Raw genomic sequence first — 22,004 nt, 5'->3', positions numbered from 1 at the left:
ATGAAAATTTTACACGGTATAGATTTAGTTGATTGTCCGAGAATCGAGCAGATGCTTGAGCGGCACGAGAGCCGTTTTCTTGATAGAGTTTTCACGCCCGCTGAACAGAAGCAGGCGAACGAAGTGAAAAACCGTATCGAAAAACTTGCCGGCAGATTTGCGGCTAAAGAAGCAGTATTGAAACTATTGGGCACGGGTTGGCGCGGGAAGATTGCCTGGACTGATATCGAGATTGTAAATAATCCGCTCGGAAAGCCAATAGTAACGCTTAGCGGCGAAGTTAAAAGAATCGCCGACGAAATGAAAATCGGTGAAATAAATTTGAGTATCAGTCATACGGCGAATTTCGTTATGGCTTCTGCAATGGCACTGACAAAATAATTAACCACGAATGAACACGAATATACACAAAAAATGTAAGATTGAAGATTGTAGAATGAAGATTTGTAGAATACTGCATCAGATTTTTTTAATCGCTGATTACGCGGATTACACTGATTAAATATGTCTGGTGATATTAATAATTTTGATTGTATTGTTATTGGTGGGGGACACGCGGGGGCGGAGGCTGCGCATGCGGCGGCGAAAATCGGAGCGAAAACTCTACTGCTGACCATTAGCAAAGAAACCATCGCCAAGGCAAGCTGCAATCCTGCTATCGGCGGAATCGCAAAAGGCCAAATTGTAAAAGAAGTCGATGCGCTCGGCGGGATAATGGGAATCGCGACCGACGCGACCGGTATTCAATTCAGACTTCTTAATCGCTCTAAAGGCGCAGCGGTTCAATCGCCCCGCGCTCAAATTGACAAATATAAATATTCGGCCTGTATTATAAAACTTTTAGAACAAACTGAAAATCTTACAATCATCGATGGAATGGCTGCAGAAATCATCGTTGATGACAATCAGGTGCGGGGGGTTGTCTGCACTGACGGCAGAACGTTTAACGCAAGCACAGTAATCGTAACCGCAGGGACATTTCTCAAGGGCGTAATGCACACCGGTACAAAACAATGGCCGGGCGGAAGACTCGGTGAGCCGGCATCTAACGAGCTTTCGGATTGTCTGCGAAAACTTGGACTCGATGTGCAGCGATTGAAAACCGGAACGCCGGCGCGACTCGATGCAACGACAATCGATTATGACAAGACGCAGGTTCAATACGGAGATGAAAAGCCATCGCCGTTTTCGTTTTTAACTGATTCCATTACACGGCAACAGATTCCGTGCTGGATAACATATACTAATGAAAAAATTCATAAACTTCTGATGGATAATATGGACCGGGCACCGATGTACACGGGGCAGATTGCTTCAACTGGGCCGCGGTATTGTCCGAGTATTGAAACGAAGATTATGCGGTTTTCTGATAAGACGCGGCATCAGGTTTTTCTTGAGCCTGAAGATGAGGAGCAGCGCACGATTTACTGCAACGGAATAAGTACATCTGTGCCGGAGGATGTGCAGGAACAAATGCTCAAGCTTATGGCGGGGACTGAAAACGCGAAGATAGTTCATTATGCTTACGCGATTGAATATGATTATTGTCCGGCGATACAACTCAAACCGAGTCTTGAGACGCGAAAAATCAAGGGGCTGTTTATGGCCGGTCAGGTCAATGGAACGAGCGGTTATGAAGAGGCGGCCGGTCAGGGGATTATGGCGGGCATTAACGCGGCGAGACTTTTGGATAATAAAGAGCCGATAGTTTTGGGACGCGACCAGGCATATATCGGCGTTATGATTGACGATTTGCTGACACGTGAAATTGACGAACCTTACAGGATGTTTACATCGCGGGCGGAATGGCGAATGAGTTTGCGGAGCGATAACGCTGATAAACGGCTGACGCAAATCGGCAGAGATATCGGGCTGGTCGATGATTTGCGATGGAGCAGGTATCTGCAAACAGTTGAGCAAATTAAAACTCTGACGGAATTTTTGCAGAGTACTCGCAAAGGCGGTAAATCGCTTTGGGATTATTTGAAGCAGCCGCAGAATCCGATTCATCATGAAATTGCGGATATGCCGGAGCTGGCAGTGATGAATATTCGGGCGGATGTCGTCGAAAGCGTATTCACGGACGCTAAATATGAGGGTTATCTGGCGAAAGAAGCTAAAGAAGTTGTGCAGTATCAGAAAAATGAAAAATTAAAATTGCCTGAAAACCTTGATTATGATAAGGTTGAACACCTGCGAGCCGAGGCGAAAGAGAAATTGAGAAAATTCAAGCCCGCGACGCTTGGACAGGCAGGCAGACTCGGCGGTATTACGCCGGCGGATATTATGATTGTTCAAATTCATTTGAGAAAAGAAAATGCAAGACACACAGGCAATTGAGAAGTTAAAAGAGATTTCAAATCAAATCGGCATTAATATAAGCAACGCAAAAATCAGGCGAACATCTTCGCGTTTTTGTCTGGGCGTTGAGCACGGCGATTATAACGGCACCGAACTTTTCGGGGTCGGCACGGACAGATTTATCTGGTTCGCTTACAAGCCGAACGGCACAAATAAGAACAGACTTTACAGCGAGAATTTTCCCGATGACGGCGTTGTCGAATTCGAATGCGGAAATGTGCCCAGTCCTAAATCTGAAAAAAACGCGCACAAATGGTGCAGGTTTGCTTACGGCGTTGATTACATATTGAACAAGCAAGGGTACAAATTAAGCAAGGGCATCGACGGTATACTTTACGGCAATATTCCCGGCGGCGGGATGAGCCGGTCGGCTTCGCTTACTCTTAATCTGATTCTAACAATGCTTGAAGTGAACGGCATTAAGATTGGCGACGATTTTAAAATTGTAGATATGGCGCAGGCTGTTGAGAACGAATATATCGGTTCGCCGTGCGGACAGTTAGACCAGATTATGATTTTGTTTGCTCGTGAAAATATGGGTACGCATTACAATCCGACGCAGCGAAAAATAGATTATGTACCGCTTGGCAAAGGCGGCGAAGATTTGCGAATCGTTGTGATGGATACCGGCACGAACAGGCCGGGGCTTGATAAATCGACATACAAAATTAGAAGAGCTGAATGCGAAGAATTAGTCAAGCTTGCGCAGGCAAAGGGATTTAAAATTAAAAATCTTGCCGATGTGAAAGATGAAACGCTCTTTAATGAAATTACAAAGGCGTTTAAGTCAACGCATCCTGATATGTGCGACAGGCTAAACTATATTTATAAAGCGCAGAAAAGATTTTATAAAATGCTGGAAGCCTGGCGGAATGGCGATATTGAAACAGTCGGTTCTGTTTTCAGAGAAGACGGACTCGGGCTGCGGGATGAATATAAGATTTCCGGACCGGAACTTGAAGCGATGTGTGATATCGCCAGGGAAGTGCCCGGTGTGCTTGGTGAGCGTATGCTCGGCGGCGGCGATAGGGGAGCAAGCGGCGCTTTAGTGAAATCAGCAAGTGTTGAAAAATTAAAACAGGCAGTTGAACAGGATTATCCGAAGGCAAAACCGGATTATGCTAAAAAATTTGCGGTGCATACATGCAAAATAGTTGACGGCGTTAAAGTTTTGAGTTTAAAATTATGAAACAGGCAAAAATAAATAAGATTAATTGGTTTGTTTTTGCATCTGTCGTTTTTTTGATTACAGCTGCGATTGTCAGTTATTTCTTTTTTGATTCCTATGTGTCAGGTAAGATTTTTGATACTCATAGGGAATTAGATGAATCTTTTGTTGCGAAACTAATCAAGCCGCTGGGAAAGACTTATGTTCCGCTGTGGCTTGTGTTTGTGTTGGGATTCCTGAAAAAAAGAATTGAAATTATTCTTATTGGCGCTATCGCTCTGCTTTTGGTGCTTGCCGTTGTTTCTCCGGAAAAAATGATTTTTGACAGGCAGCGCCCGAATTTATATTTTGCAAATCAGACAAAATCGCAGCTTGGAGAAAAAACAGAAAAGGCTAAATCTTATTTCTTTGGCCTGCACAAACCTCTCAATCAGTCTTTTCCTTCAGGCGATACGGCGACAATTTTTGCAGTTGTCGCGGCTGCGACGTCGTTTGTTCCTGGATTTCCATTTGTGGTTTTGCTGCTTGCGGCATTTGCGGTTGGTTTTTTGCGTGTAATCGGGCTGGCTCATTATCCTTCGGATGTTTTGGTGGGCGCGGCTTTGGGGATTATTTGCGGCAGAATCGCGATATTGATTTGTGAAAAATGGCTTGAAAAAAATAAGTTCCCTTTGGGTGCGGGATGGCGTAGTATTGCTGTCGTCGGTATTTTTCTGATTCCTTCATTGGATGTGATGTCCAAAGGGTTTAAAGATTTATACATCTTTTCATTAAGCAGCGTTCTTTTGGCAGGATGCTTTTGTCTGGCAATGGCAATTCAGCAAATGCTGAATAAAAGTACAAAATTATTGTGAGGTAAGTTATGGGAAATGTTCCGCCGGTAGTTATTTCGACGGTCGTATGCGAACGAGTATTGTTCGATGCTCCAACCAAGACGTCGAGTCTGATAGGAATTATCGACAGGATTATTGCACCGCAGTATCCGATTCGTTTTCCGCGTCTTTTCTTTTTTGCTGAAATGACTAACGGGCACGATGTTACTGAAGTAGAGGTTCGGTTAGTAGATTCGCAAAACGATGAAAAAGTACTTCTCGCTCAAAAAGCGAAGATTAATTTTCCTGATGTTAAAAGCAATGTTTCAGTTGTGCTTGTTTTCGAGGGGCTGGCGTTTCATCAGCCGGGTGAATATTATTTTCAGCTTTTTGCGGCAGGACAATTGGTTTCGTCGAGAAGGTTAGTTTGTATTTTGGCACAAAGGCCGCCTGTCAATGATAATTCATCCCATTAGATTTTAAACGATAGCCACGAAGACACTAAGACACGAATGATTGAAGATTGAAGATTGCAGAATGAAGATTTGTGGAATTTTCTGTTTTTAAAAGATTTCTCCGCTCTGTCTTGCTTTCGCAAGACTCCGGTCGAAATGACAAAGTGTGCAAAAGAGCAAAAATAGGATGTTGAATAAAATTCAAATATTAGAAAATGAACTTGAGTTTCAAACGTCCAGAAGTTCCGGGCCGGGCGGACAGAATGTAAATAAACTTAATACCAAAGTCGCGGTTATAATCAATATTCCGACTTGCAGCTTTTTGACGGATGCACAAAAAGAAATCATACTTAAAAAACTTTCATCAAGACTCACAAAGGATAACAGGCTGATTGTCGAAAGCCAGCGGTTCAGGACACAAAGGGCTAATCGTGATTTTGCAATCGAGAAATTAACAGATGTAATCGAAGCTGCGTTGCGTGTGCCTAAAAAACGAAAACCAACAAAGCCAACTTATTCTGCGGTTCAAAAACGATTGAAACACAAGAAGATGAGAAGCGATATTAAGAAACACAGAGAGAAGAATTTTACAAGTGAATGATTTTACTTAAATGTATAGATTCCCGCCTGCGCGGGAATGACACAAGATGTGTCACTTTTTGTTTTGGGTGACAGCGTTGGAATAAAAATTCTCTCTTGTAAGTAATTCTGCCGGCGAGCCTTGTTCGGTAATTTTGCCATTCTTTAGGATTATAACTTTGTCAACATTTCTGGTCGTTGAAACCCTGTGCGCGACGACAAATGTTGTTCTATTTTTTACGAGCTTATCTAACGCTAATCTGACTCGTTCTTCTGATTCGACGTCGAGTGAACTGGTGGCTTCATCGAGAATCACAATTTTTGGGTCTCTGATAATCGCACGGGCAATCGCGAGTCTCTGCATTTGTCCGCCGGAGAGTTTCAAGCCGTCAGAACCGATGTTTGTGTAAATGCCTTCCGGCAAATTCTCCACGAAATCCCACGCATCGGCGGCTTTTAATGCTTCGATTACTTCGTCTGGAGTTGTGTTTTTGTCGCCGTACGCGACGTTTTCATAAAGGCTGCCGGAAAAGAAAATGCTTTCCTGTGTAACAACGCCGACAAATTTTCGGTATGTTCGTAAATCCATTTCCATAACGTCTCTGCCGTCGATTAGCATTTTACCGCTGTTTGGACGAATAAAGCCGAGTACGAGCGAAAGTACGGTAGATTTTCCGCTTCCGCTTGGACCGACAAACGCGACGGATTGGCCGGGTTCGATTGTAAGCGAAAAATCTTTCAGTGCGTGGCGGGTTGTTTCAGGATATCGATAAGTTACGTTTGTGAATTCAAATTTTCCATCAATCTTATCGAAAGGTTTTTTGCTGCTGTTTTCTTCCAAATCCGGCGACGTCAGCACTTCGTAAATCGAATTGACGGACTCTCCGGCCTGGCTCAACTGCGGAAGCGTGCTGATAATCATAAGTGTCTGGCCGGTTAACACGAGGAACATCGAATTGAAAAGCACAACGTCTCCAATACTGATGTGTCCTTTCATTGTGGCGTAAACAGAACCTGCGATAAACAGGATATGCAGCATTGTCATTGCCGCCCATGCGGAAGAACCGAAAATCGCGACGAGTGTATCGAACTGTTTGCCTCTGCGGAACACAGCGGAAATTTTGGCGTCGATTTCTTTTACTTCGTATTCCTCAAGGCCGTGCGCTCTGGTAATGGGAATCATATTCAGCATATCATTTATCGATGAACTCATATTCTCCATCGCATAGCGATAACTCTTTGCGCTTTTTCTGACCCTGTTTTCAAATATTTTTTTCATAAATACTGCAATCGGTACGGCAATTAAAAAGAATAATAACGCAATTGGTTTGCGAATCGATATCGCGACGACAGCGATTGTTACCTGACATATAAAGTTGAATACCTGTTCGGTAAGGATTCGAGGCGTTTGCTCGACTATCTCGATGTCACGGATAATCTTCGAGTGCAGTTTGCCGATGTTAGATTTGTGATGATACAAAATACTCAACCGCTGAAGCTGGCGGCAAAGTTCTCTGCGAAGATAAAGACTGATGCCTCGCATTACATCGCTTAACATTCTGGCATAAATAGTATGCGTCGGGACGTTTTGCGCGATGAGCACGAGCATAAAAATAGTATAATACGCAAGTTTCCTGATTTTTTTTGGGTCATCGCCGGTGGCCAGGTCAATCATCATCGCGGTAACAATAGGCATGAGCCAGGCGGGACTTGCTTTTATCAAATTGAAAAAAAATGTAAGCGCAAGTTTTCCCCATTGGTGTGAAAGAAGAATTTTGTAACTTTGAAACAAATTTCGTTTTGGAGTTGTCTTCATTTAATTTTAGAGTGCGATGCCGAAATCCTCATACGATGTGTTCACGTCGGCGTCTTTGATTTCCACATCTCTGATTGTAAAGGACTGCTTCAAATCTTCAATGCAATCTTCAATATCTTCCGGCTCGCCCTGCAGGTGCATTTCAACTTTGCTTTCTTCGAGGTTGCGGACATAGCCGGTCAACTCGTAACGGCGAGCGATGTTCTTGGCGGTGAAGCGAAAGCCGACGCCCTGAACGTAACCACTGAAAATTATGTACTTTGCGATTGTCATTGAAATTACCCTGCTTGTAAGTATAATATATCCCAGCCAATTTGGCAATTGTAGGAATTTTTACCTTAAAGGGGGAAAAATACAATAATAAAAAAAAGATATTCTTAATTTAAAATTAATATAAAGGGTGTTATAATACCCAGTTAAAATAAAGATATGAAAATACTTGGAAAGAATAAGCGTGAAGAGCAGTTATATCAGTTAATCACACTGGTAGCGGGTGGTTTTGCGCTCGGCGAAGTGCTCGATAAACTGGCACGGGCGGCGGTGGAAATTACCGGCGCATCGGCCTGCTCACTAAGATTATTGGATGATGATGCCGGCGACTTGAAAATGCGCAGCACTTTCGGCCTTAGCGAAGAATACAGGAATAAAGGGCCGGTTACGCGCGAAGACCCTGTAATTCAGGCGGCATTTGCGGGCGAAGCGGTCATCATCGATGATATGAGCAAAGATGAACGAGTTAAATATAAAGACGCTTCTGAAAAAGAAGGCATTATCAGCCAACTTACAGTTGCGATGCTATTCAAGAATACACCTGTCGGCGTACTGCGGCTTTATCGGCCAAGAGTCGGCGGATTTACTGAAGATGATATTTCACTGGCACGTTCGGTTGCTTCGCAGTGCGCAGTTGCTATCACAAACGCAAAATATTATTCCAGAGCTTTGGCCGGCGAGCAGGTTGCGCAGCAGGTTCGGCTTGCGAGTATTATTCAGCGGCGAATGATTCCCGATGCGGCGCCGAAAATCAAGGGACTTGAGATTGCGGCGGCATACAAACCATGCTTCGGCGTCGGCGGCGACCTTTATGATTTTATCAGACTCGATAATGATTGTCTTGCAATCGCTATCGCTGACGTTATCGGCAAAGGTATTCCGGCGGCGATTATGATGAGTTCGTTTCGCGGTATGATACGCGCTTATGCCGATGGCGGACACATGCGTCATTCAATGACGGAAATTATTCGCAAACTAAATAACAACGCCTGCGACGAATGCAGGGATGGCGAATTTATTACGCTGTTCTACGCGATTTTAAACGCCAAAGATATGACAATGACCTACTGCAGCTGCGGGCACGAACCGACACTGCTTTATCGCGGCGGAAAAATTCGTGAGTTGTCTAAAGGCGGTCTGGTTCTGGGTGTGATGAAAGATGCCGAATACGAAATTGAAAAAATCGCACTCAAAGACGAAGACAGAATTCTTTTTTATACCGATGGTTTGATTGACGCGGTGAACTTCGATGGGAAAATCTGGGGTATCGAAAATCTGTTTAAAACTTTTAAGCAGTGTGTTTCCGGTACAGCGGCGGATATTGTAAATAATACGCTGACGCTGCGAAGAAGATTTATCGGCCTTGCACGTCAGACTGACGATACGAGTATTGTTGCCGTCAGAGTATCGGATAGAAATTAAATCAAAAATTAAAAATCAAAAATCAAAATTATGGATTCGGCTAAATGCCGAAATTGTTTTAATAAAAAAATCAACTTTATGATTCTATATAGTTTTCAAAAGATTACCATTTAATGAATCGACTTATAATAACAATCGATGGGCCGGCGGGCAGCGGGAAAAGCTCGACGGCGAAACTCCTTGCAGCAAAACTTAACGCCTTGTTTCTCGATACCGGCGCGATGTATCGGGCGGTAACGCTTGCGGCAATGCAGAGCAACTGCGATTTCAATGATGTCGCTCAACTTGAAAATATCATCGACAGTACCAACTTCGAGTTTAAAATCCAAGACGGCGTGATGGTCGTAAAGATAAACGGCATTGGCGCGACAGAAAAAATACGCGACCCGAAAGTAACTGCTAACGTTCATTATATTGCTTCGCAGGCAAGTCTTCGCGGGCGGCTCGTTAAGCTTCAAAGAGAGTTTGCCGCGTGCAGCGAAAAAATCGTAACAGAAGGACGAGACCAGGGCACGGTAGTTTTTCCGGATGCGAATTTGAAAATATTTTTAACTGCTGATAACACCCAACGCACAAAAAGAAGGGCACTGGAACTTGCTCAAAACGGTTATAAAGTAGATATAGGCAGCTTGCAGAAGGAAATAGAAAATCGCGATTTACAGGATACTTCAAGAAAAGTTGCTCCGCTGACTCCTGCCAAAGACGCGGTTTTATTGGATACTACAAATTTGACGCTTGAGCAGGTGGTTGAAGAAATTTTAGGACTTGTGAAAAAACTGAAATGAAAATATTAAAGTTTCTGCAATATATCTGGTATTTTATCTGTGGCTGGCCGTGCAGATTTTTCTGTATGCTGTTTTTCAAAATCCGCTTCTTCGGCGTTGAAAATGTTCCGAAGCGCGGCGGATTTATTCTGCTGTGTAATCACCAGAGTTGGCTCGACCCGATGTTTGTTGTTGTGCCGGTTAACAGGAGAAGTGTATTCGCGGCGCGCGACAACCTTTTCAGGATTCCGTTTGTTGGATTTGTGTTTCGTGTATATAACTGCATTCCCATAAAGAGGAATCACGCGGATATCGGTGCGATAAGGGAATGTATCGAGAAATTGAAACAAAATTGCGGACTGGTTCTCTTTCCCGAAGGCACAAGGACTCGCGACGGCAAAATCGCACATCTGAAACCCGGCTTTACGCTTCTTGCGAAAAAAGCTAATGTGCCAATTATTCCAGTTGTTATTGACGGCGCATTCGAGTGCTGGCCGAGAACGCAGGGTTTTCCCGCGCTGGACGGAAAGATATGCATTCAATACGGCGAACCTATCGACCCTGAAAAAATCGCACCCGAATCGGATAGAGAGTTTATGTCCGAATTGACGGAAAAGATGCGGCAAATGCAAACCGAACTCCGCTTGAAAGTCGGCAGAAAACCATTTGTTTATAACCAGGAAGAAGCAGCGAAATCGCCTGTCGTTGAGACTGCTCCGGCCGTGCAGACGCCAAAGTCATTTATTGAAACAATGAAACGAAAAATTAATTTCTACTGGTATTGTCTGTGGCGGCAGGGATGCAGAATTGTCTGTAGACTTTATTTTAATCCGACAGCTTTCAATAAACATTATGTTCCGGATGAAGGAGCGTTTTTGCTTTTGTCAAATCATCAGAGTTTTCTGGACCCAATGATAAACGCAGACCCGCTGAAGCGTCAGTGCTGCTTTGCGGCAAGGGATACGCTCTTTACGAGTCCGGTGTTCGGCAAACTTGTGCATTCGTTTAATGCTATACCGATTAAAAGAGGCCAGGCAGACTTGACGGCAATCAGAGCGTTTATTGAAAAACTTAACAAAGGCTATGGCCTTGTGCTTTATCCTGAAGGGACACGAACAGAAGACGGCAAAATAGCGGAAATGAAACCCGGTTTTGGACTGCTTGCAAGAAAAGCAAATGTTCCTATTATACCTTCTGTAATTGATGGCGCTTATGAAGCCTGGCCGAGGCATCGCAAATATTTCTCTTATGGAAAAGTTTATGTAACTTACGGCGAACCTATCCCGGCTTCTAAAGTTGCAGAAATGGGCGACAGAGAATTTGCTCACTATCTGACGCAGGTTTTGAGAGAAATGCAAAAAGAATTGCGGTTGATGGTTGGCAGAAAGCCGTTTGATTATGGAAATGACTCCTGACACCTTTTTTAATTTAGGTAAGATTTTATGAAAGTAATAGTAGCGAAAAGCAGCGGATTTTGTCCCGGAGTCAGAAACGCCATTAATATGGCTGAAAAAACTCTGGCCAAAGAGAAAAATGTTCACAGCCTCGGCGAAATCATCCATAACAAAGACGTTGTTCAAAAACTGGCTGACGCAGGTTTGAAAATCGCTGAAAAAGTCGAAAAAATCAAATCCGGCACCGTTATCATCCGTTCACATGGTGCAACCGCCGCACAAATTCAAAAAATAGAGGACAAAGGTCTTAAAATTGTAAACGCAACCTGTGTTCTCGTAAAAAGGGTACAAAAAATCGCCAAACTGCTTCACAATCAAGGTTATAAAGTTGTTATAATAGGGGACAAAGGACATCCTGAAGTGCAAGCGGTTCTCGGCTCGGCACCGGATATCGCAGTAATTGGCAGCAAAAGTGATATATCTAAGTTAAGCAAACAGAAGAAGTTAGGCGTTATTTGTCAGACTACGCAAAGCCCTGAACATTTCGCTCAAATGCTGGCTGAAATTGCGCAAACTGACTTTACGGAGCTTAAAGTTATTAACACTTTATGCAAAGAGGCAATCAAACGGCAGAGCTGTGCGGTAGAGCTTTGCAAGAAGGTTGATATTATGTTTATCCTCGGCGGGCTGCACAGTGCTAACACGAGGAAGCTGGCGGAATTATGCCAAAAGTACAATAAAAAAACCTTTCATTTGCAAAACTGGAAAGAACTTGATAAAACTATCCTTTTCGGTAATAATGTTGCCGGCATTACGGCTGGCGCATCTACGCCGCAATGGGTTATTGACGACTTTGTTGAAAACTTACGGAGATTCGATAACAAGAAAATAAGAAAATAGCCAATTTGTTTTCAGGGATTTAGATACGCGTTGGCGATGTAGTCAATGCGTTTTTGTTTTACTAAAGGTTTCGCGTTTAAAGCGTGATGTGGAGGACGCGAAAGCCGGATTAATATACTCCACGAAAAAGGAAAAAAATGGTAGATAGAAATATAGTTAGAAAATTAGGATTCACCCCAGAGGAAATCGAGAGCAAAATCAATGAATTGTTCACCGATGCAGACAGTAAACTACTGGCTGAAGCTCTGGAGAAAAAAGTTGACGCATTAACCCCTGGTACAATTCTCAAAGGCAGAATTATTCAGCAGATTGGCAACGATGTCATTCTCGAAATCGGTCTTAAAAGCGAAGGCGCTGTCGAAGCATCAGAATTTGACGACCCGTCAGAAATTCAGCCGGGCCTTGAAATCGAAGTATTGCTCGAAGAAGTTGATTCCGGCGGTCTTATCATTCTTAGCAAACGCAAAGCAGACAGAATCAGAGGCTGGGAACGTCTTATCACATCACACAAAGAAGGCGATATGGTTACCGGCAAAGTTATCCGCAGAATCAAAGGCGGTTTGCTTGTCGATATCGGCGTACCTGTCTTTTTGCCTGCGTCACAAGTTGACATCCGTAAGCCGGGCGATATCAGCAGATTCATCGGACAGGATGTTACCTGTGAAATTCTCAAGATTGACCAGGAAAATAAAAACATCGTTATATCACGCAGGAAAATTATCGAAGACCAGAGATCGGCAGGCAAAGAAAAACTGCTTGCTGAAATCGAAATCGGTCAGACCCGCAAGGGCATTGTCAAGAATATCGCTGACTTCGGTGTATTCGTTGACCTGGGCGGCTTAGACGGTCTGCTGCATATATCAGATTTGAGCTGGGGCAGAGTAACGCATCCATCTGAAGTCGTTCATCTCGATCAGGAAATCGAATGTGTCGTTATCGGCGTCGATAAGGAAAACGAAAAAGTTTCTCTCGGTCTCAAACAGAAGAGTTCAAGTCCGTGGGAAAATATCGAAACACGTTATCCAATCGGCTCGAAAGTAAAAGGCACAGTCGTCAACGTGATGAACTACGGCATTTTCGTCAGACTCGAAGAAGGCGTAGAAGGCCTTGTTCACATCAGCGAAATGAGCTGGACAAAGAAAATCAATCATCCGGGCGATCTGTACAAGCTCGGCGACCAAATCGATGTTGTTGTACTCGATGTTAATAAAGACAAACAGGAAATTTCTCTCGGCGTAAAACAGCTTGAGGCTAATCCGTGGGCTGTCGCTTCACAGAAATATCCGCAGGGCACAATTGTCAACGTCAAGATTACAAGTCTTACAAACTACGGCTCATTTGTTGAAATCGAGCCGGGCATTGACGGCCTGATTCACATTTCAGATATAAGCTGGACTAAGAAATACAATCATCCGGGCGAAGCGCTCACAAGAGACCAGCAGATTAAATGCGTTGTTCTGGAAGTCGATGAAGACAAACAGAGAATATCTCTTGGCATCAAACAACTGACAGAAGATCCGTGGGTTCACGCGATTCCGGAAAAATATCTGCCGGGTCAGATTGTCAGAGGCGTTGTTACAAAGATTACGAACTTCGGCGTTTTTGTCGAACTCGAATCAGACCTCGAAGGTTTGCTGCACATCTCTGAAATAGCAGACCACAAAATCGACAACCCGCAGGATGTTGTAAAGGCCGGTCAGGAAGTCGAAGTAAAGATTCTTCGCGTTGACAGCGACTCGAGAAAAATCGGTCTTTCAATGAGAAGAGTAAAATGGGCAGAAGAAGATTCAAAGGCTGTTCCAGCACCAGATATGAACGAGCCGACATCTTCATCTTCTACGGCATCTCCACGCAGAGGCGGACTTGACGGCGAAGGTTTGATGATTCCTCCAATTCAGCCTAAAGAGTAAATAGTTTAAGTTTTAACACCCAAAGGCCGTTTTCGATGTCGAGAACGGCCTTTTTTTTGTGCGATGTTCGTTATCCACCCCCCATTTTTAGTCGATATTGTCATCAGTAAAGATGTATGAACTTAAAGTCCTATAATAGGAATCTTACAATGACTATATTTGACACAACGATAAAAGAGTATTTGACAGAGATTGATGAATCGCCTCTTCTTACCTGGGAGCAGGAATGTGAGTTTGCCAATCGCATTATTGATTGCGATGACCCTGAAGCCAGAGATATTCTTGTTCGCAGCAACTTACGTCTTGTAGTCAGTATCGCAAAACGATTCGCTACGGGCAAATTATCGCTGGGCGATTTAATAGAGGAAGGAAATCTCGGTCTGATTCGCGCGGTTGATTCTTTCGACCCGGAGGTTGGAGTTCGCTTCAGCACTTACGCGGCGTGGTGGATTAAGCAGACAATTAAACGTGCTTTGCTTATGGACGGCGGGCCGTTGTCGATTCCAACTTATATGGTTGAACTTGTAAATCAGTACAGGCAGGTTGTTACGGAATTACAGAAAAAACTTTCGGAGACGCCGAGCGTAAATCAAATTGCAAACGAAATGAAACTGCCGGTGAAGAAAATAATTGCGATAAAAGAAATCGCGGATTCTGTTCACACGGCTTTGGATAATGATAACGATTCAGAAAGCACATCAGTTCAGGAAAAAGTTCCACAAGTCAGCGAGGAATTACCGGAAGACGAACTTGCCAACGCAGAAGAGCTCCGCAAAGTCGTCAAAATGCTGGATAAACTACCCGGCAGATGCGGCGAAGTGCTCAAATTGCGGTTCGGCATTGAAGGCAGAGAACCGTTGACTTTAAAGCAGATTGGTGCTAAACTTAACCTTACTCGTGAGAGGGTAAGACAAATTCAGCAGCAGGCACTCGGCGCCCTCAACGAATTAATGAATTGCCAATAAAAATTACAATTTTAGTTGAGGCACATAAATGGATTTAAAAAAGCACATTCGCACAATCCCCGATTGGCCGAAGAAGGGTATTTTATTTTATGATATTATGCCTTTGCTGGCCGACAAAGACGCTTTCGCCGCTTCTATCGAAGCCATTTCGAACAGATACAAAAATCAAAAAATCGATTATGTCGTCGCGATTGACGCACGAGGTTTTATTTTGGGCGCAGCAGTTGCATTAAAACTGAACGCAGGTTTTGTACCGGTCAGGAAAAAAGGCAAACTGCCGGGCAAGACAGATTCTATGTCGTATGACCTTGAATATGGTCAGAGTGTTCTTGAAATGCAGGCCGATGCGATAAAAAAAGACTCAAAGGTTTTGATGGTCGACGATTTGCTCGCGACCGGCGGGACTATGGCTACGGCGTGTGAATTAATCGAAAAGCTTGGCGGAAAAATTCAGGCTATCGCTTTCCTGATGGAACTGCAAGAACTGGCAGGCAGGAAGAAAATAGAAAAATATAATATTTCCACCGAAATGATATATTAAAATGCCAAAGCTTAAAGTCAAAATTCCTGCAATATCAGCCGACAATTACACAATAACAATCGGCTCAAATTTTTTGGCAACAGTTCTTTCGCAAATTAAAAAAATCTTTCCGAATAAAGAATTGTTCGTAATCACAGACGCGAATGTCGTAAAAGCAAAACATATCAAAACTTTGCTTGGCAAAGAAAATATTCCGCGATTCATAATCAGGCCGGCCGGCGAAAAATCCAAACATATAAATACCGTTATTAAAATTATCGAGACGATGGAAAAACGCGCTTTGGGCAGAGACACCGCTGTAATCGCAATCGGCGGGGGAACTGTCGGTGATATGGCGGGGTTTGTCGCGGCGATTTACAAACGCGGCATTAATGTTGTTCAGATTCCAACAACTACAGTCGCGCAGGCGGATTCGTCTGTAGGCGGCAAAACAGGAGTCGATTCGCTAATCAGCAAAAACGCGTTCGGAGCGTTTAAAAATCCTGCGGCTGTTTTTATAGACGTCAGCACATTGAAAACACTTGATAAAAAACAATTCAACGCAGGTATGGTCGAATCAGTAAAACACTCGCTGATAGCTGATGAAACATATTTCAAATTTCTGAACAAAAATCTAAAAGACATACTTGCCCGCAAGACCAAACCGCTGGAATACATCGCATTAAGAAATTGTAAAATAAAAGCGGATGTTGTCGAGACAGACCCTTATGAGAAAAACAAACGCAGAATTTTAAATTACGGTCATACAATCGGGCACGCAGTGGAATCGGCCAGCAACTATAAAATTCTGCACGGACAGGCTGTTGCGATTGGGATTATAGCTGCGAATATCATCGAGCAAAAACTCGGGCTCGGCGGTGAAAAAAGAATTCAGGCGATGAAAGATATATTCGCCAGGCTGGAAATAGATTTAAATATTCCGAAATCAATTACTAAGAAAAAAATTCTTGATATTGTCAGCAGAGATAAAAAGGCTGTGCAGAAATGGCCGAGATTTGTGCTGCTCGAAAAGACAGGGAAAGTTTTATGCCGCAATGGAGAGTATGCGCATAAAGTAGAACGCAAAATTGTTGAGGATGCGATTGATATTTTGTTGAAGAAGAAATATTGAGGGAAAAATGTTCAGAGAAAAAATCAAAGTGCTGGATTGTACGATACGCGACGGCGGATTAATCAATAATCATTATTTCACAGATGAGTTTGTGCGTGCGGCTTACAAGGCGATTTCAGACGCAGGCATTGATTATATGGAGATGGGCTATCGTTCAAGCAGAACACTTTCCCCTGAAGCGAAATATGGGCCGTGGAAATATTGCGACGACGATAAAATCAGCAGAATCATCGACGGCATCGAATCCAAAACGAAAATTTCCATAATGGTTGACGCTCATCGAGTCAAGGAACAGGAATTTCAGCCGAAGGAAAAAAGTCCGGTCGATATGATTCGTATGGCAACTTATGTCAAGGATATCGACAAGGCAATCGCGATGGTAAAAATCGCAAGCGACCTGGGGTATGAAACAACAGTAAATATTATGGCGGCTTCGATAGAAATTGAAAAAGATTTAATTGAAGCTCTCGACCAGCTTGCGGAAACGCCGGTAAATGTTGTTTATGTTGTGGACAGTTACGGTTATTTTTACTGCGAGCAAATCGAATATATGGTGAATCTGTACAGGCAGCATTTGCCGGCAAAAATGGAAATAGGTATTCACTGTCATAATAATCAACAGCTTGCATTTTCCAACACAATCGAAGCGATAATTCATAATGCCAACTATGTCGACGCATCACTCTACGGCATCGGCAGAGGTGCAGGCAACTGTCCGCTGGAGCTGATTATGGGCTTTTTGAAAAATCCCAAATTCAGCCTGACGCCAATTTTGAAAGTTATCGAAGATTATATGATTCCAATGTGCAAAGAACTGGAATGGGGCTATTTAATTCCGTTTATGGTTACAGGTATTCTGAACAGGCATCCGGAATCGGCGATCAGCGTTCGTAAAACACCAGACAAAGATAAATACGCAGAATTTTATGAAAGAATGCGTGAGTCTTTCGATAATTTGTAAAATCATCGCAATAAAAAAGGGTTTGGTTTAATTGCTCGGATATTTTTTGGCGGCATTTTTAAATTAATTTCCGAAGACAATTTGCGAAAAGGTAATAACCAGCGAGATTATACACGCGGCAAAAAGTCCCCACCAAAGTATCACACCTTTGTACCATCTGTCGCCAAGTTCGCCGAAGATGTTCATTTTCTTCCAGTCCATCGCCAGATTGCTGCCCAGACAAGATGTGGTAATAAAGGATAGAAAAAATACAATTTTAGGATGCTTTGGATTCAAAAAAAACATTAGCAATACCTTAAAAATATAATATGATTCTAAAAACACCTTAATAGACTTCAAGAGAAAAAGATTGATTGTTTTTCTTATTTAATTTAGTATGCACAATGGTTTGCGTAAAGGATATTTTGCAATGTTTCAGGGCTTTGGTAAGATTACACGAAGGTCATTTCTCGGCGGTTCAATTGCCGCTATAGCCGGCCTGTCTTCGTGCAACGGATTCGAGTTTAATAAAAACGGTGAAACAGGGGCGGCCAGAGGAAAGAGAAGCCTGCGATTTGCACATATGACCGATATTCATTTGAGGTCGGACAAAAATGCTCCTGAAGGTTTTGCTCTTGCGCTGAAGCATATACACTCGCATAAAGATATGCCTGAAATGATTATTACCGGCGGCGACCATCTAATAGATACTATCGGCGAGAATGACCAGACGACCGAGATGTATTGGACACTCTTCAAAGACATAATGAAAAAAGAATGCAGGCTGCCAGTCAAGTATTGCGTTGGCAACCATGATTACTGGGGAATAAATAAAAAGAAAAGCGGAACAACAGGTAATGAGCCCAATTGGGGCGTTAAGCGAATGCTCCAGGAGCTTGATATAACCGACAGATATTACAGTTTTGACAAAGGCAACTGGCGATTGATTGTGCTCGATAGTATTGTTCCTACTGATACATATTGCATTGGCAAAATCGAGGCTGATCAATTTGCCTGGCTTGAAGACCAGATTAAATCAGCCGGTGAAAAATACATTGCGATTTTTACTCACATACCAATCGTTTCCGTCGGCGCATATTTTTACGGTGGCAATAATGAAAAGACTGGCGACTGGATTGTTCCCGGTTCGAGAATGATTATCAACGCAAGGCAGCTCAAAGACTTATTCTGGCAGCATAAAAATGTAAAGCTTTGCGTTAGCGGCCATATACATCTTCTAGAGCATATAGTATATAATGACGTACATTATATTTCTGACGGCGCAGTCTGCGGCCGATGGTGGAAGGGGCCACATCAGGAAACACAGGAAGGCTACGGTCTTTTCGATTTATATGATGACGGCACTTTCGAACATCAATACATAGATTACGGCTGGAATATAAACGAATCTGATTAGTGAAGGTTAGTGAAATGTCTGGTAATGATATGAAAATTTCGCGACGCGGCCTTATCAGCGATTCTTTGGGAGCCGCGGCAGGTCTTTTCGCTGGGGTAAATGTTTTTACGCCGGCAGTTTTGGCTGCACAGGCAGCGGGAAATTATCTTGCGGCCTGTTTTCTGTTGGAAACGGCGTTTCAGTGCATTTTCTTAAAAGGCTTGACAATAATTGCATCAAGTGGTTATACTACAAAGACTTAGACCTTCAAGCACCCGTAGCTCAATTGGATAGAGTCACGGACTTCGAATCCGAAGGTTACAGGTTCGAGTCCTGTCGGGTGCGTTTGTAAAATCATAATTAGTAGGCAGTTATGGTTGTCCATTTTTTGCTTACTACTCGAAAGAGGGTTACTGCAACAAAACTGCAACAGAATCTGACTTTGGCATCTTATCAAAAGTTGCTCGGGCACGGTCAACAAGGTTATTATTGACAGCCAGATAAAACTTCCTTGTGGTTTCAAATGTTGAATGCCCCGCCAAATTCATAACCTCAAATTCGCTAAGCCCTCGTTCAAGCCACCTGCTTAAACAAGTTCTTCTAATGTCATGAAATTCAAAATCTTTAAGGCTAGCCATTCTTAATATGTCCTTGAACTGGCGAGTAAAATTATTTATTGGACATTTACCATGTTCTTCAGACCATTCGCCTGCCTTGCGTTTGATTTGAATATGGTCATACCTTTCAGCAGGAACGAATACATAAGGATAACCTTCGGGTGCGATACTTTGCAATTCAGCCAACATTGTTACAACCTGATCAGTCAAAGGTAGCTTTCGCCTGTCTGTATCCTTGATTTGCCATAACCAGGTAAAATCAGAATCTGGTTTCGGGGAAACTTCAATTGTCTTTTTATCAAAATCGATATCACACCATGTGATATTCAGAAGTTCGCCTCGTCGCATTGCGGTACACAAAGCCAATCGGATGAGTAAGTCCCATTGCAGATAATTTTTAGTTGCCTGATACTGTGTTGCCGCTTTTATCAGCATTTCACAATCTTTCGGACTTAGAATACGCACCAGTTTTTTAGCTACTTTAGGCTGCTTGACAAAATGCAATGGATTTTCTTCAAGTTGTCTACGTTCTAATGCTAACTGAAATATCCTCTTAAGATGTCGTAGTTTTTTGCCAACAGTTGCTGGCGAATTTCCTTTTTCCAAAAAATGCTGTAAAAAGCATTCGCCATCCTGATGTTTGACTTTCAAATAATCAATGTCGCCGATGCACTTAATAAAATCTCTCATAGCAATAGCGGCTTCTCGAAGAGTGCTTTGTCTGACTTGATGCTTTGTTCTCTTGGTATAATCCTCGATAAGCTGACTCAATTTCATTGTTTCTATTCGAACATAATTATTTGTAAGTTCATTTTCCAGTTCGACACATTGTTTTAAAGCTTTTCGCTTGTCGGCATGACCCAAAGATTTTTGTTTTCTTTTGCCGTTAGAGTCAAAATAAATCATATAATATGTGAAAGAGCGGCCATCGGAAGATGGCCTCTGCCAGAGCGTTACCAGCTTTTTCATATTGTCATTCCTTTCCGACTTATGATGCTGGTTAGGCTCGGATTAACCCAAGCCGGATTATACCGCATTGTCTGAATCAGCGCAAGTATTATTTTTCGGTAATTGTTTTGGCTCTGACCCATTCCAAAATAGCCTCTCTCGGATAAATTACTTTTCCACATATATGAATTCTTGGCAGCCCGTGCATACGTTTGAGATTTTCAATAACATTGTGATAATCTTCCGAATTACTAATTTCTGGAATTCTTAAAAATATTATTAATTCTTCCTCTGTCATTAAGTCGGCGAAAATGCTTGGTTTTTCAGCAAAACAGAAATTAGATGGTCGTGTTTCCATATTCATTGAATCAAAATTTTTAGTCTCACTCTTCAAAGACTTCACCATATTTGTTAATGCGATATTGTTTTTCAGCACCTTTGCTTTTTACCTTAACATATTTATCCTGCTTTGATGGTCGTTTATGTGAGAACAAACTGTATCTATAGTCGTCGTTGCAGTTATCGCTCTGGTTATTTGCTGAGGATAAGATAATTGATTTAAATATATCTAAAAAACTCATTATGATTTTCCTCCAATTTCAACTGATATTTCAACATTCCCGCAAACAGGACAATTTTCCCGTGGCCCGCTCAATGGTTGATAATAAATGTCAAACGGTTTTCTAAATCGATAAAATCCTTCCGACATCATACCGCCTATAAGCAGAAAATTTCTCTTAACATCAATCATCCTGGCAAGTTCAGAACTTGTACTTCCTCTAAGGAGAATACCCAGGCATATCTGCACTTCAATCGATGTTATAAAATTAACCGCTGAATGTAGACCGGGCTGACCATGATAATCTTCCGGTCCTTTGGCGGTACTGTAATCTATATCTTTATTCCTTTGCGGCTGTTTCAAGCCGCCTCGAAGACAGGCCAGACATGGCATATTTTCACTTGGCAAGGTAAAGAATATCTCTCCACCTCGTGCCTCTTCATAGCAGCCACCAAACACACAGGCAATACCAAGCTTGTGCATAATTTCATTGATAACCAGTTGAATGGCGGTATTGTCGGTCGCGGCTATGGCAAGGTCATGGCCAGATACGATTTCGGTTACCTTTTCTTGGGACTTATCGAATATATCTTCTGGATACGTCGTGATTTTTATAGCAGGATTGATCCGGCTGATTCTTTCTGCGACTATCTGCGTCTTTAGTTTGCCGACATCCAACAAATCGCCTTCATGCCGTGAAATATTAGCCAACTCAAGTCTTTCAGGATCGCATAGTGTTATGCTGCCTACTCCCGCTCTTGCCATCTCAAGTGAAATTAAACTGCCGCCAGTGCCACAGCCCAATATAATAACCTTCTTGTTCCAAAGTACTTTTACCTCTGTTTTGTCGAATGGCGTTCTCTCATAGCATCTGGACGCATAGATTATCTCTACTGGCAGTTCTAAAAGAGCGTTGTTAACAAATCACCTTACTTTATGTCGTCAGCAAGAATGGCACAAAAGAAGCTCTTTTCTAAGAGAGCTTTTTCGGCTCAACAACGCTCATTCTACTATTAACTTTTTTTCTTTCAACCATTGTTTTATGTTTTAATTCGGCTCGGTGTTTTAATATCTCA

General features: G+C 42.7%; 23 protein-coding genes and 1 tRNA gene. 18 read left to right on the top strand and 6 right to left on the bottom strand.

Annotation, left to right across the window (positions count from 1 at the left end; genetic code table 11):
- The 6 genes from acpS to arfB all read left to right on the top strand — a co-directional run bounded on the left by acpS (nt 1) and on the right by arfB (nt 5,397).
- Nucleotides 1–381, top strand: a complete 381-nt coding sequence (gene acpS, locus LLF92_08545; protein MCE5341157.1) for a holo-ACP synthase — start codon at nt 1–3, stop codon at nt 379–381.
- A gap of 123 nt (nt 382–504) precedes the next feature.
- Nucleotides 505–2,340 carry a tRNA uridine-5-carboxymethylaminomethyl(34) synthesis enzyme MnmG gene (gene mnmG, locus LLF92_08540; protein ID MCE5341156.1) on the top strand — a complete coding sequence of 612 codons (1,836 nt, stop codon included), beginning with the start codon at nt 505–507 and terminating at the stop codon, nt 2,338–2,340.
- Nucleotides 2,318–3,550, top strand: coding sequence for a hypothetical protein (locus tag LLF92_08535; protein ID MCE5341155.1), 1,233 nt, complete (start codon nt 2,318–2,320; stop codon nt 3,548–3,550). Before mnmG ends, LLF92_08535 begins: the two co-directional genes overlap by 23 nt.
- Nucleotides 3,547–4,383 (top strand): phosphatase PAP2 family protein, encoded by an 837-nt coding sequence (locus tag LLF92_08530; protein MCE5341154.1) that lies wholly within the window; start codon nt 3,547–3,549, stop codon nt 4,381–4,383. The genes LLF92_08535 and LLF92_08530 overlap by 4 nt, the downstream gene beginning before the upstream one ends.
- 8 nt (nt 4,384–4,391) lie before the next feature.
- Nucleotides 4,392–4,817, top strand: coding sequence for a hypothetical protein (locus LLF92_08525; protein MCE5341153.1), 426 nt, complete (start codon nt 4,392–4,394; stop codon nt 4,815–4,817).
- A gap of 166 nt (nt 4,818–4,983) precedes the next feature.
- Nucleotides 4,984–5,397, top strand: coding sequence for an aminoacyl-tRNA hydrolase (arfB, locus tag LLF92_08520; protein ID MCE5341152.1), 414 nt, complete (start codon nt 4,984–4,986; stop codon nt 5,395–5,397).
- 51 nt (nt 5,398–5,448) lie between these two features.
- Here arfB and LLF92_08515 read toward each other — a convergent pair whose 3' ends face one another.
- Nucleotides 5,449–7,191, bottom strand: a complete 1,743-nt coding sequence (locus LLF92_08515; GenBank protein ID MCE5341151.1) for an ABC transporter ATP-binding protein/permease — start codon at nt 7,189–7,191, stop codon at nt 5,449–5,451.
- Nucleotides 7,192–7,197: 6 nt separating this feature from the next.
- Entirely contained in the window at nt 7,198–7,464 is a 267-nt protein-coding gene (locus tag LLF92_08510) for an acylphosphatase (GenBank protein MCE5341150.1), read from the bottom strand.
- A gap of 156 nt (nt 7,465–7,620) precedes the next feature.
- Between LLF92_08510 and LLF92_08505 the strand changes: the two genes are divergently transcribed.
- The 9 genes from LLF92_08505 (at nt 7,621) to LLF92_08465 (ending at nt 17,429) form a co-directional block, all read left to right on the top strand.
- A complete protein-coding gene (locus tag LLF92_08505) occupies nt 7,621–8,883 on the top strand; it encodes a SpoIIE family protein phosphatase (GenBank protein MCE5341149.1) in 1,263 nt (420 codons plus the stop codon).
- Nucleotides 8,884–8,996: 113 nt separating this feature from the next.
- Nucleotides 8,997–9,668 carry a (d)CMP kinase gene (cmk, locus tag LLF92_08500; GenBank protein ID MCE5341148.1) on the top strand — a complete coding sequence of 224 codons (672 nt, stop codon included), beginning with the start codon at nt 8,997–8,999 and terminating at the stop codon, nt 9,666–9,668.
- Nucleotides 9,665–11,062, top strand: a complete 1,398-nt coding sequence (locus LLF92_08495; GenBank protein MCE5341147.1) for a 1-acyl-sn-glycerol-3-phosphate acyltransferase — start codon at nt 9,665–9,667, stop codon at nt 11,060–11,062. The genes cmk and LLF92_08495 overlap by 4 nt, the downstream gene beginning before the upstream one ends.
- A 27-nt stretch (nt 11,063–11,089) precedes the next feature.
- On the top strand, nt 11,090–11,941 hold the full coding sequence (gene ispH / locus LLF92_08490) for a 4-hydroxy-3-methylbut-2-enyl diphosphate reductase (GenBank protein ID MCE5341146.1): 852 nt from the start codon (nt 11,090–11,092) through the stop codon (nt 11,939–11,941).
- 137 nt (nt 11,942–12,078) lie between these two features.
- Nucleotides 12,079–13,851, top strand: coding sequence for a 30S ribosomal protein S1 (locus tag LLF92_08485; GenBank protein MCE5341145.1), 1,773 nt, complete (start codon nt 12,079–12,081; stop codon nt 13,849–13,851).
- Between the two features lie 149 nt (nt 13,852–14,000).
- A complete protein-coding gene (locus tag LLF92_08480) occupies nt 14,001–14,816 on the top strand; it encodes a sigma-70 family RNA polymerase sigma factor (GenBank protein MCE5341144.1) in 816 nt (271 codons plus the stop codon).
- 28 nt (nt 14,817–14,844) lie between these two features.
- Complete coding sequence (locus LLF92_08475; protein ID MCE5341143.1) at nt 14,845–15,357, top strand: adenine phosphoribosyltransferase; 513 nt, start codon at nt 14,845–14,847, stop codon at nt 15,355–15,357.
- Between the two features lies 1 nt (nt 15,358).
- Nucleotides 15,359–16,468 carry a 3-dehydroquinate synthase gene (gene aroB, locus LLF92_08470; GenBank protein ID MCE5341142.1) on the top strand — a complete coding sequence of 370 codons (1,110 nt, stop codon included), beginning with the start codon at nt 15,359–15,361 and terminating at the stop codon, nt 16,466–16,468.
- A 7-nt stretch (nt 16,469–16,475) separates the two neighbouring features.
- Nucleotides 16,476–17,429 carry an aldolase catalytic domain-containing protein gene (locus LLF92_08465; protein MCE5341141.1) on the top strand — a complete coding sequence of 318 codons (954 nt, stop codon included), beginning with the start codon at nt 16,476–16,478 and terminating at the stop codon, nt 17,427–17,429.
- A gap of 63 nt (nt 17,430–17,492) precedes the next feature.
- On the opposite strand, the gene LLF92_08460 is transcribed toward LLF92_08465, so the two are convergent.
- A complete protein-coding gene (locus tag LLF92_08460; protein MCE5341140.1) occupies nt 17,493–17,714 on the bottom strand; it encodes a hypothetical protein in 222 nt (73 codons plus the stop codon).
- A gap of 124 nt (nt 17,715–17,838) precedes the next feature.
- Here LLF92_08460 and LLF92_08455 point away from each other — a divergent pair, with 124 nt between their 5' ends.
- From LLF92_08455 to LLF92_08445, 3 genes are all read left to right on the top strand, one after another.
- The gene (locus LLF92_08455) at nt 17,839–18,825 is read left to right on the top strand and encodes a metallophosphoesterase (protein MCE5341139.1); all 987 of its coding nucleotides are present in this window, start codon (nt 17,839–17,841) and stop codon (nt 18,823–18,825) included.
- Nucleotides 18,826–18,839: 14 nt separating this feature from the next.
- Nucleotides 18,840–19,067, top strand: a complete 228-nt coding sequence (locus tag LLF92_08450) for a hypothetical protein (protein ID MCE5341138.1) — start codon at nt 18,840–18,842, stop codon at nt 19,065–19,067.
- A gap of 8 nt (nt 19,068–19,075) precedes the next feature.
- A tRNA-Arg gene (locus LLF92_08445) sits at nt 19,076–19,149 on the top strand.
- Between the two features lie 65 nt (nt 19,150–19,214).
- On the opposite strand, the gene LLF92_08440 is transcribed toward LLF92_08445, so the two are convergent.
- The 3 genes from LLF92_08440 to LLF92_08430 all read right to left on the bottom strand — a co-directional run bounded on the left by LLF92_08440 (nt 19,215) and on the right by LLF92_08430 (nt 21,813).
- Entirely contained in the window at nt 19,215–20,390 is a 1,176-nt protein-coding gene (locus LLF92_08440) for a tyrosine-type recombinase/integrase (protein MCE5341137.1), read from the bottom strand.
- An 88-nt stretch (nt 20,391–20,478) separates the two neighbouring features.
- Nucleotides 20,479–20,763, bottom strand: coding sequence for a hypothetical protein (locus tag LLF92_08435; GenBank protein ID MCE5341136.1), 285 nt, complete (start codon nt 20,761–20,763; stop codon nt 20,479–20,481).
- 186 nt (nt 20,764–20,949) lie between these two features.
- Nucleotides 20,950–21,813, bottom strand: coding sequence for a ThiF family adenylyltransferase (locus tag LLF92_08430; protein MCE5341135.1), 864 nt, complete (start codon nt 21,811–21,813; stop codon nt 20,950–20,952).
- Nucleotides 21,814–22,004: the final 191 nt, after the last annotated feature.

The sequence above is a fragment of the Planctomycetaceae bacterium genome (assembly GCA_021371795.1).
Classification (GTDB): Bacteria; Planctomycetota; Phycisphaerae; order Sedimentisphaerales; family UBA12454; genus UBA12454.
Note: the sequence above shows the minus strand (reverse complement) of the source record. Positions and strands in the feature narration are given on the sequence as shown.

What these genes read in the sequence shown, in the direction of transcription:
- acpS (MCE5341157.1), top strand. Translation starts at nt 1, where the DNA reads ATGAAAATTTTACACGGTATAGATTTAGTTGATTGTCCGAGAATCGAG.
- mnmG (MCE5341156.1), top strand. Translation starts at nt 505, where the DNA reads ATGTCTGGTGATATTAATAATTTTGATTGTATTGTTATTGGTGGGGGA.
- LLF92_08535 (MCE5341155.1), top strand. Translation starts at nt 2,318, where the DNA reads ATGCAAGACACACAGGCAATTGAGAAGTTAAAAGAGATTTCAAATCAA.
- LLF92_08530 (MCE5341154.1), top strand. Translation starts at nt 3,547, where the DNA reads ATGAAACAGGCAAAAATAAATAAGATTAATTGGTTTGTTTTTGCATCT.
- LLF92_08525 (MCE5341153.1), top strand. Translation starts at nt 4,392, where the DNA reads ATGGGAAATGTTCCGCCGGTAGTTATTTCGACGGTCGTATGCGAACGA.
- arfB (MCE5341152.1), top strand. Translation starts at nt 4,984, where the DNA reads ATGTTGAATAAAATTCAAATATTAGAAAATGAACTTGAGTTTCAAACG.
- LLF92_08515 (MCE5341151.1), bottom strand. Translation starts at nt 7,191, where the DNA reads ATGAAGACAACTCCAAAACGAAATTTGTTTCAAAGTTACAAAATTCTT.
- LLF92_08510 (MCE5341150.1), bottom strand. Translation starts at nt 7,464, where the DNA reads ATGACAATCGCAAAGTACATAATTTTCAGTGGTTACGTTCAGGGCGTC.
- LLF92_08505 (MCE5341149.1), top strand. Translation starts at nt 7,621, where the DNA reads ATGAAAATACTTGGAAAGAATAAGCGTGAAGAGCAGTTATATCAGTTA.
- cmk (MCE5341148.1), top strand. Translation starts at nt 8,997, where the DNA reads ATGAATCGACTTATAATAACAATCGATGGGCCGGCGGGCAGCGGGAAA.
- LLF92_08495 (MCE5341147.1), top strand. Translation starts at nt 9,665, where the DNA reads ATGAAAATATTAAAGTTTCTGCAATATATCTGGTATTTTATCTGTGGC.
- ispH (MCE5341146.1), top strand. Translation starts at nt 11,090, where the DNA reads ATGAAAGTAATAGTAGCGAAAAGCAGCGGATTTTGTCCCGGAGTCAGA.
- LLF92_08485 (MCE5341145.1), top strand. Translation starts at nt 12,079, where the DNA reads ATGGTAGATAGAAATATAGTTAGAAAATTAGGATTCACCCCAGAGGAA.
- LLF92_08480 (MCE5341144.1), top strand. Translation starts at nt 14,001, where the DNA reads ATGACTATATTTGACACAACGATAAAAGAGTATTTGACAGAGATTGAT.
- LLF92_08475 (MCE5341143.1), top strand. Translation starts at nt 14,845, where the DNA reads ATGGATTTAAAAAAGCACATTCGCACAATCCCCGATTGGCCGAAGAAG.
- aroB (MCE5341142.1), top strand. Translation starts at nt 15,359, where the DNA reads ATGCCAAAGCTTAAAGTCAAAATTCCTGCAATATCAGCCGACAATTAC.
- LLF92_08465 (MCE5341141.1), top strand. Translation starts at nt 16,476, where the DNA reads ATGTTCAGAGAAAAAATCAAAGTGCTGGATTGTACGATACGCGACGGC.
- LLF92_08460 (MCE5341140.1), bottom strand. Translation starts at nt 17,714, where the DNA reads ATGTTTTTTTTGAATCCAAAGCATCCTAAAATTGTATTTTTTCTATCC.
- LLF92_08455 (MCE5341139.1), top strand. Translation starts at nt 17,839, where the DNA reads ATGTTTCAGGGCTTTGGTAAGATTACACGAAGGTCATTTCTCGGCGGT.
- LLF92_08450 (MCE5341138.1), top strand. Translation starts at nt 18,840, where the DNA reads ATGTCTGGTAATGATATGAAAATTTCGCGACGCGGCCTTATCAGCGAT.
- LLF92_08440 (MCE5341137.1), bottom strand. Translation starts at nt 20,390, where the DNA reads ATGAAAAAGCTGGTAACGCTCTGGCAGAGGCCATCTTCCGATGGCCGC.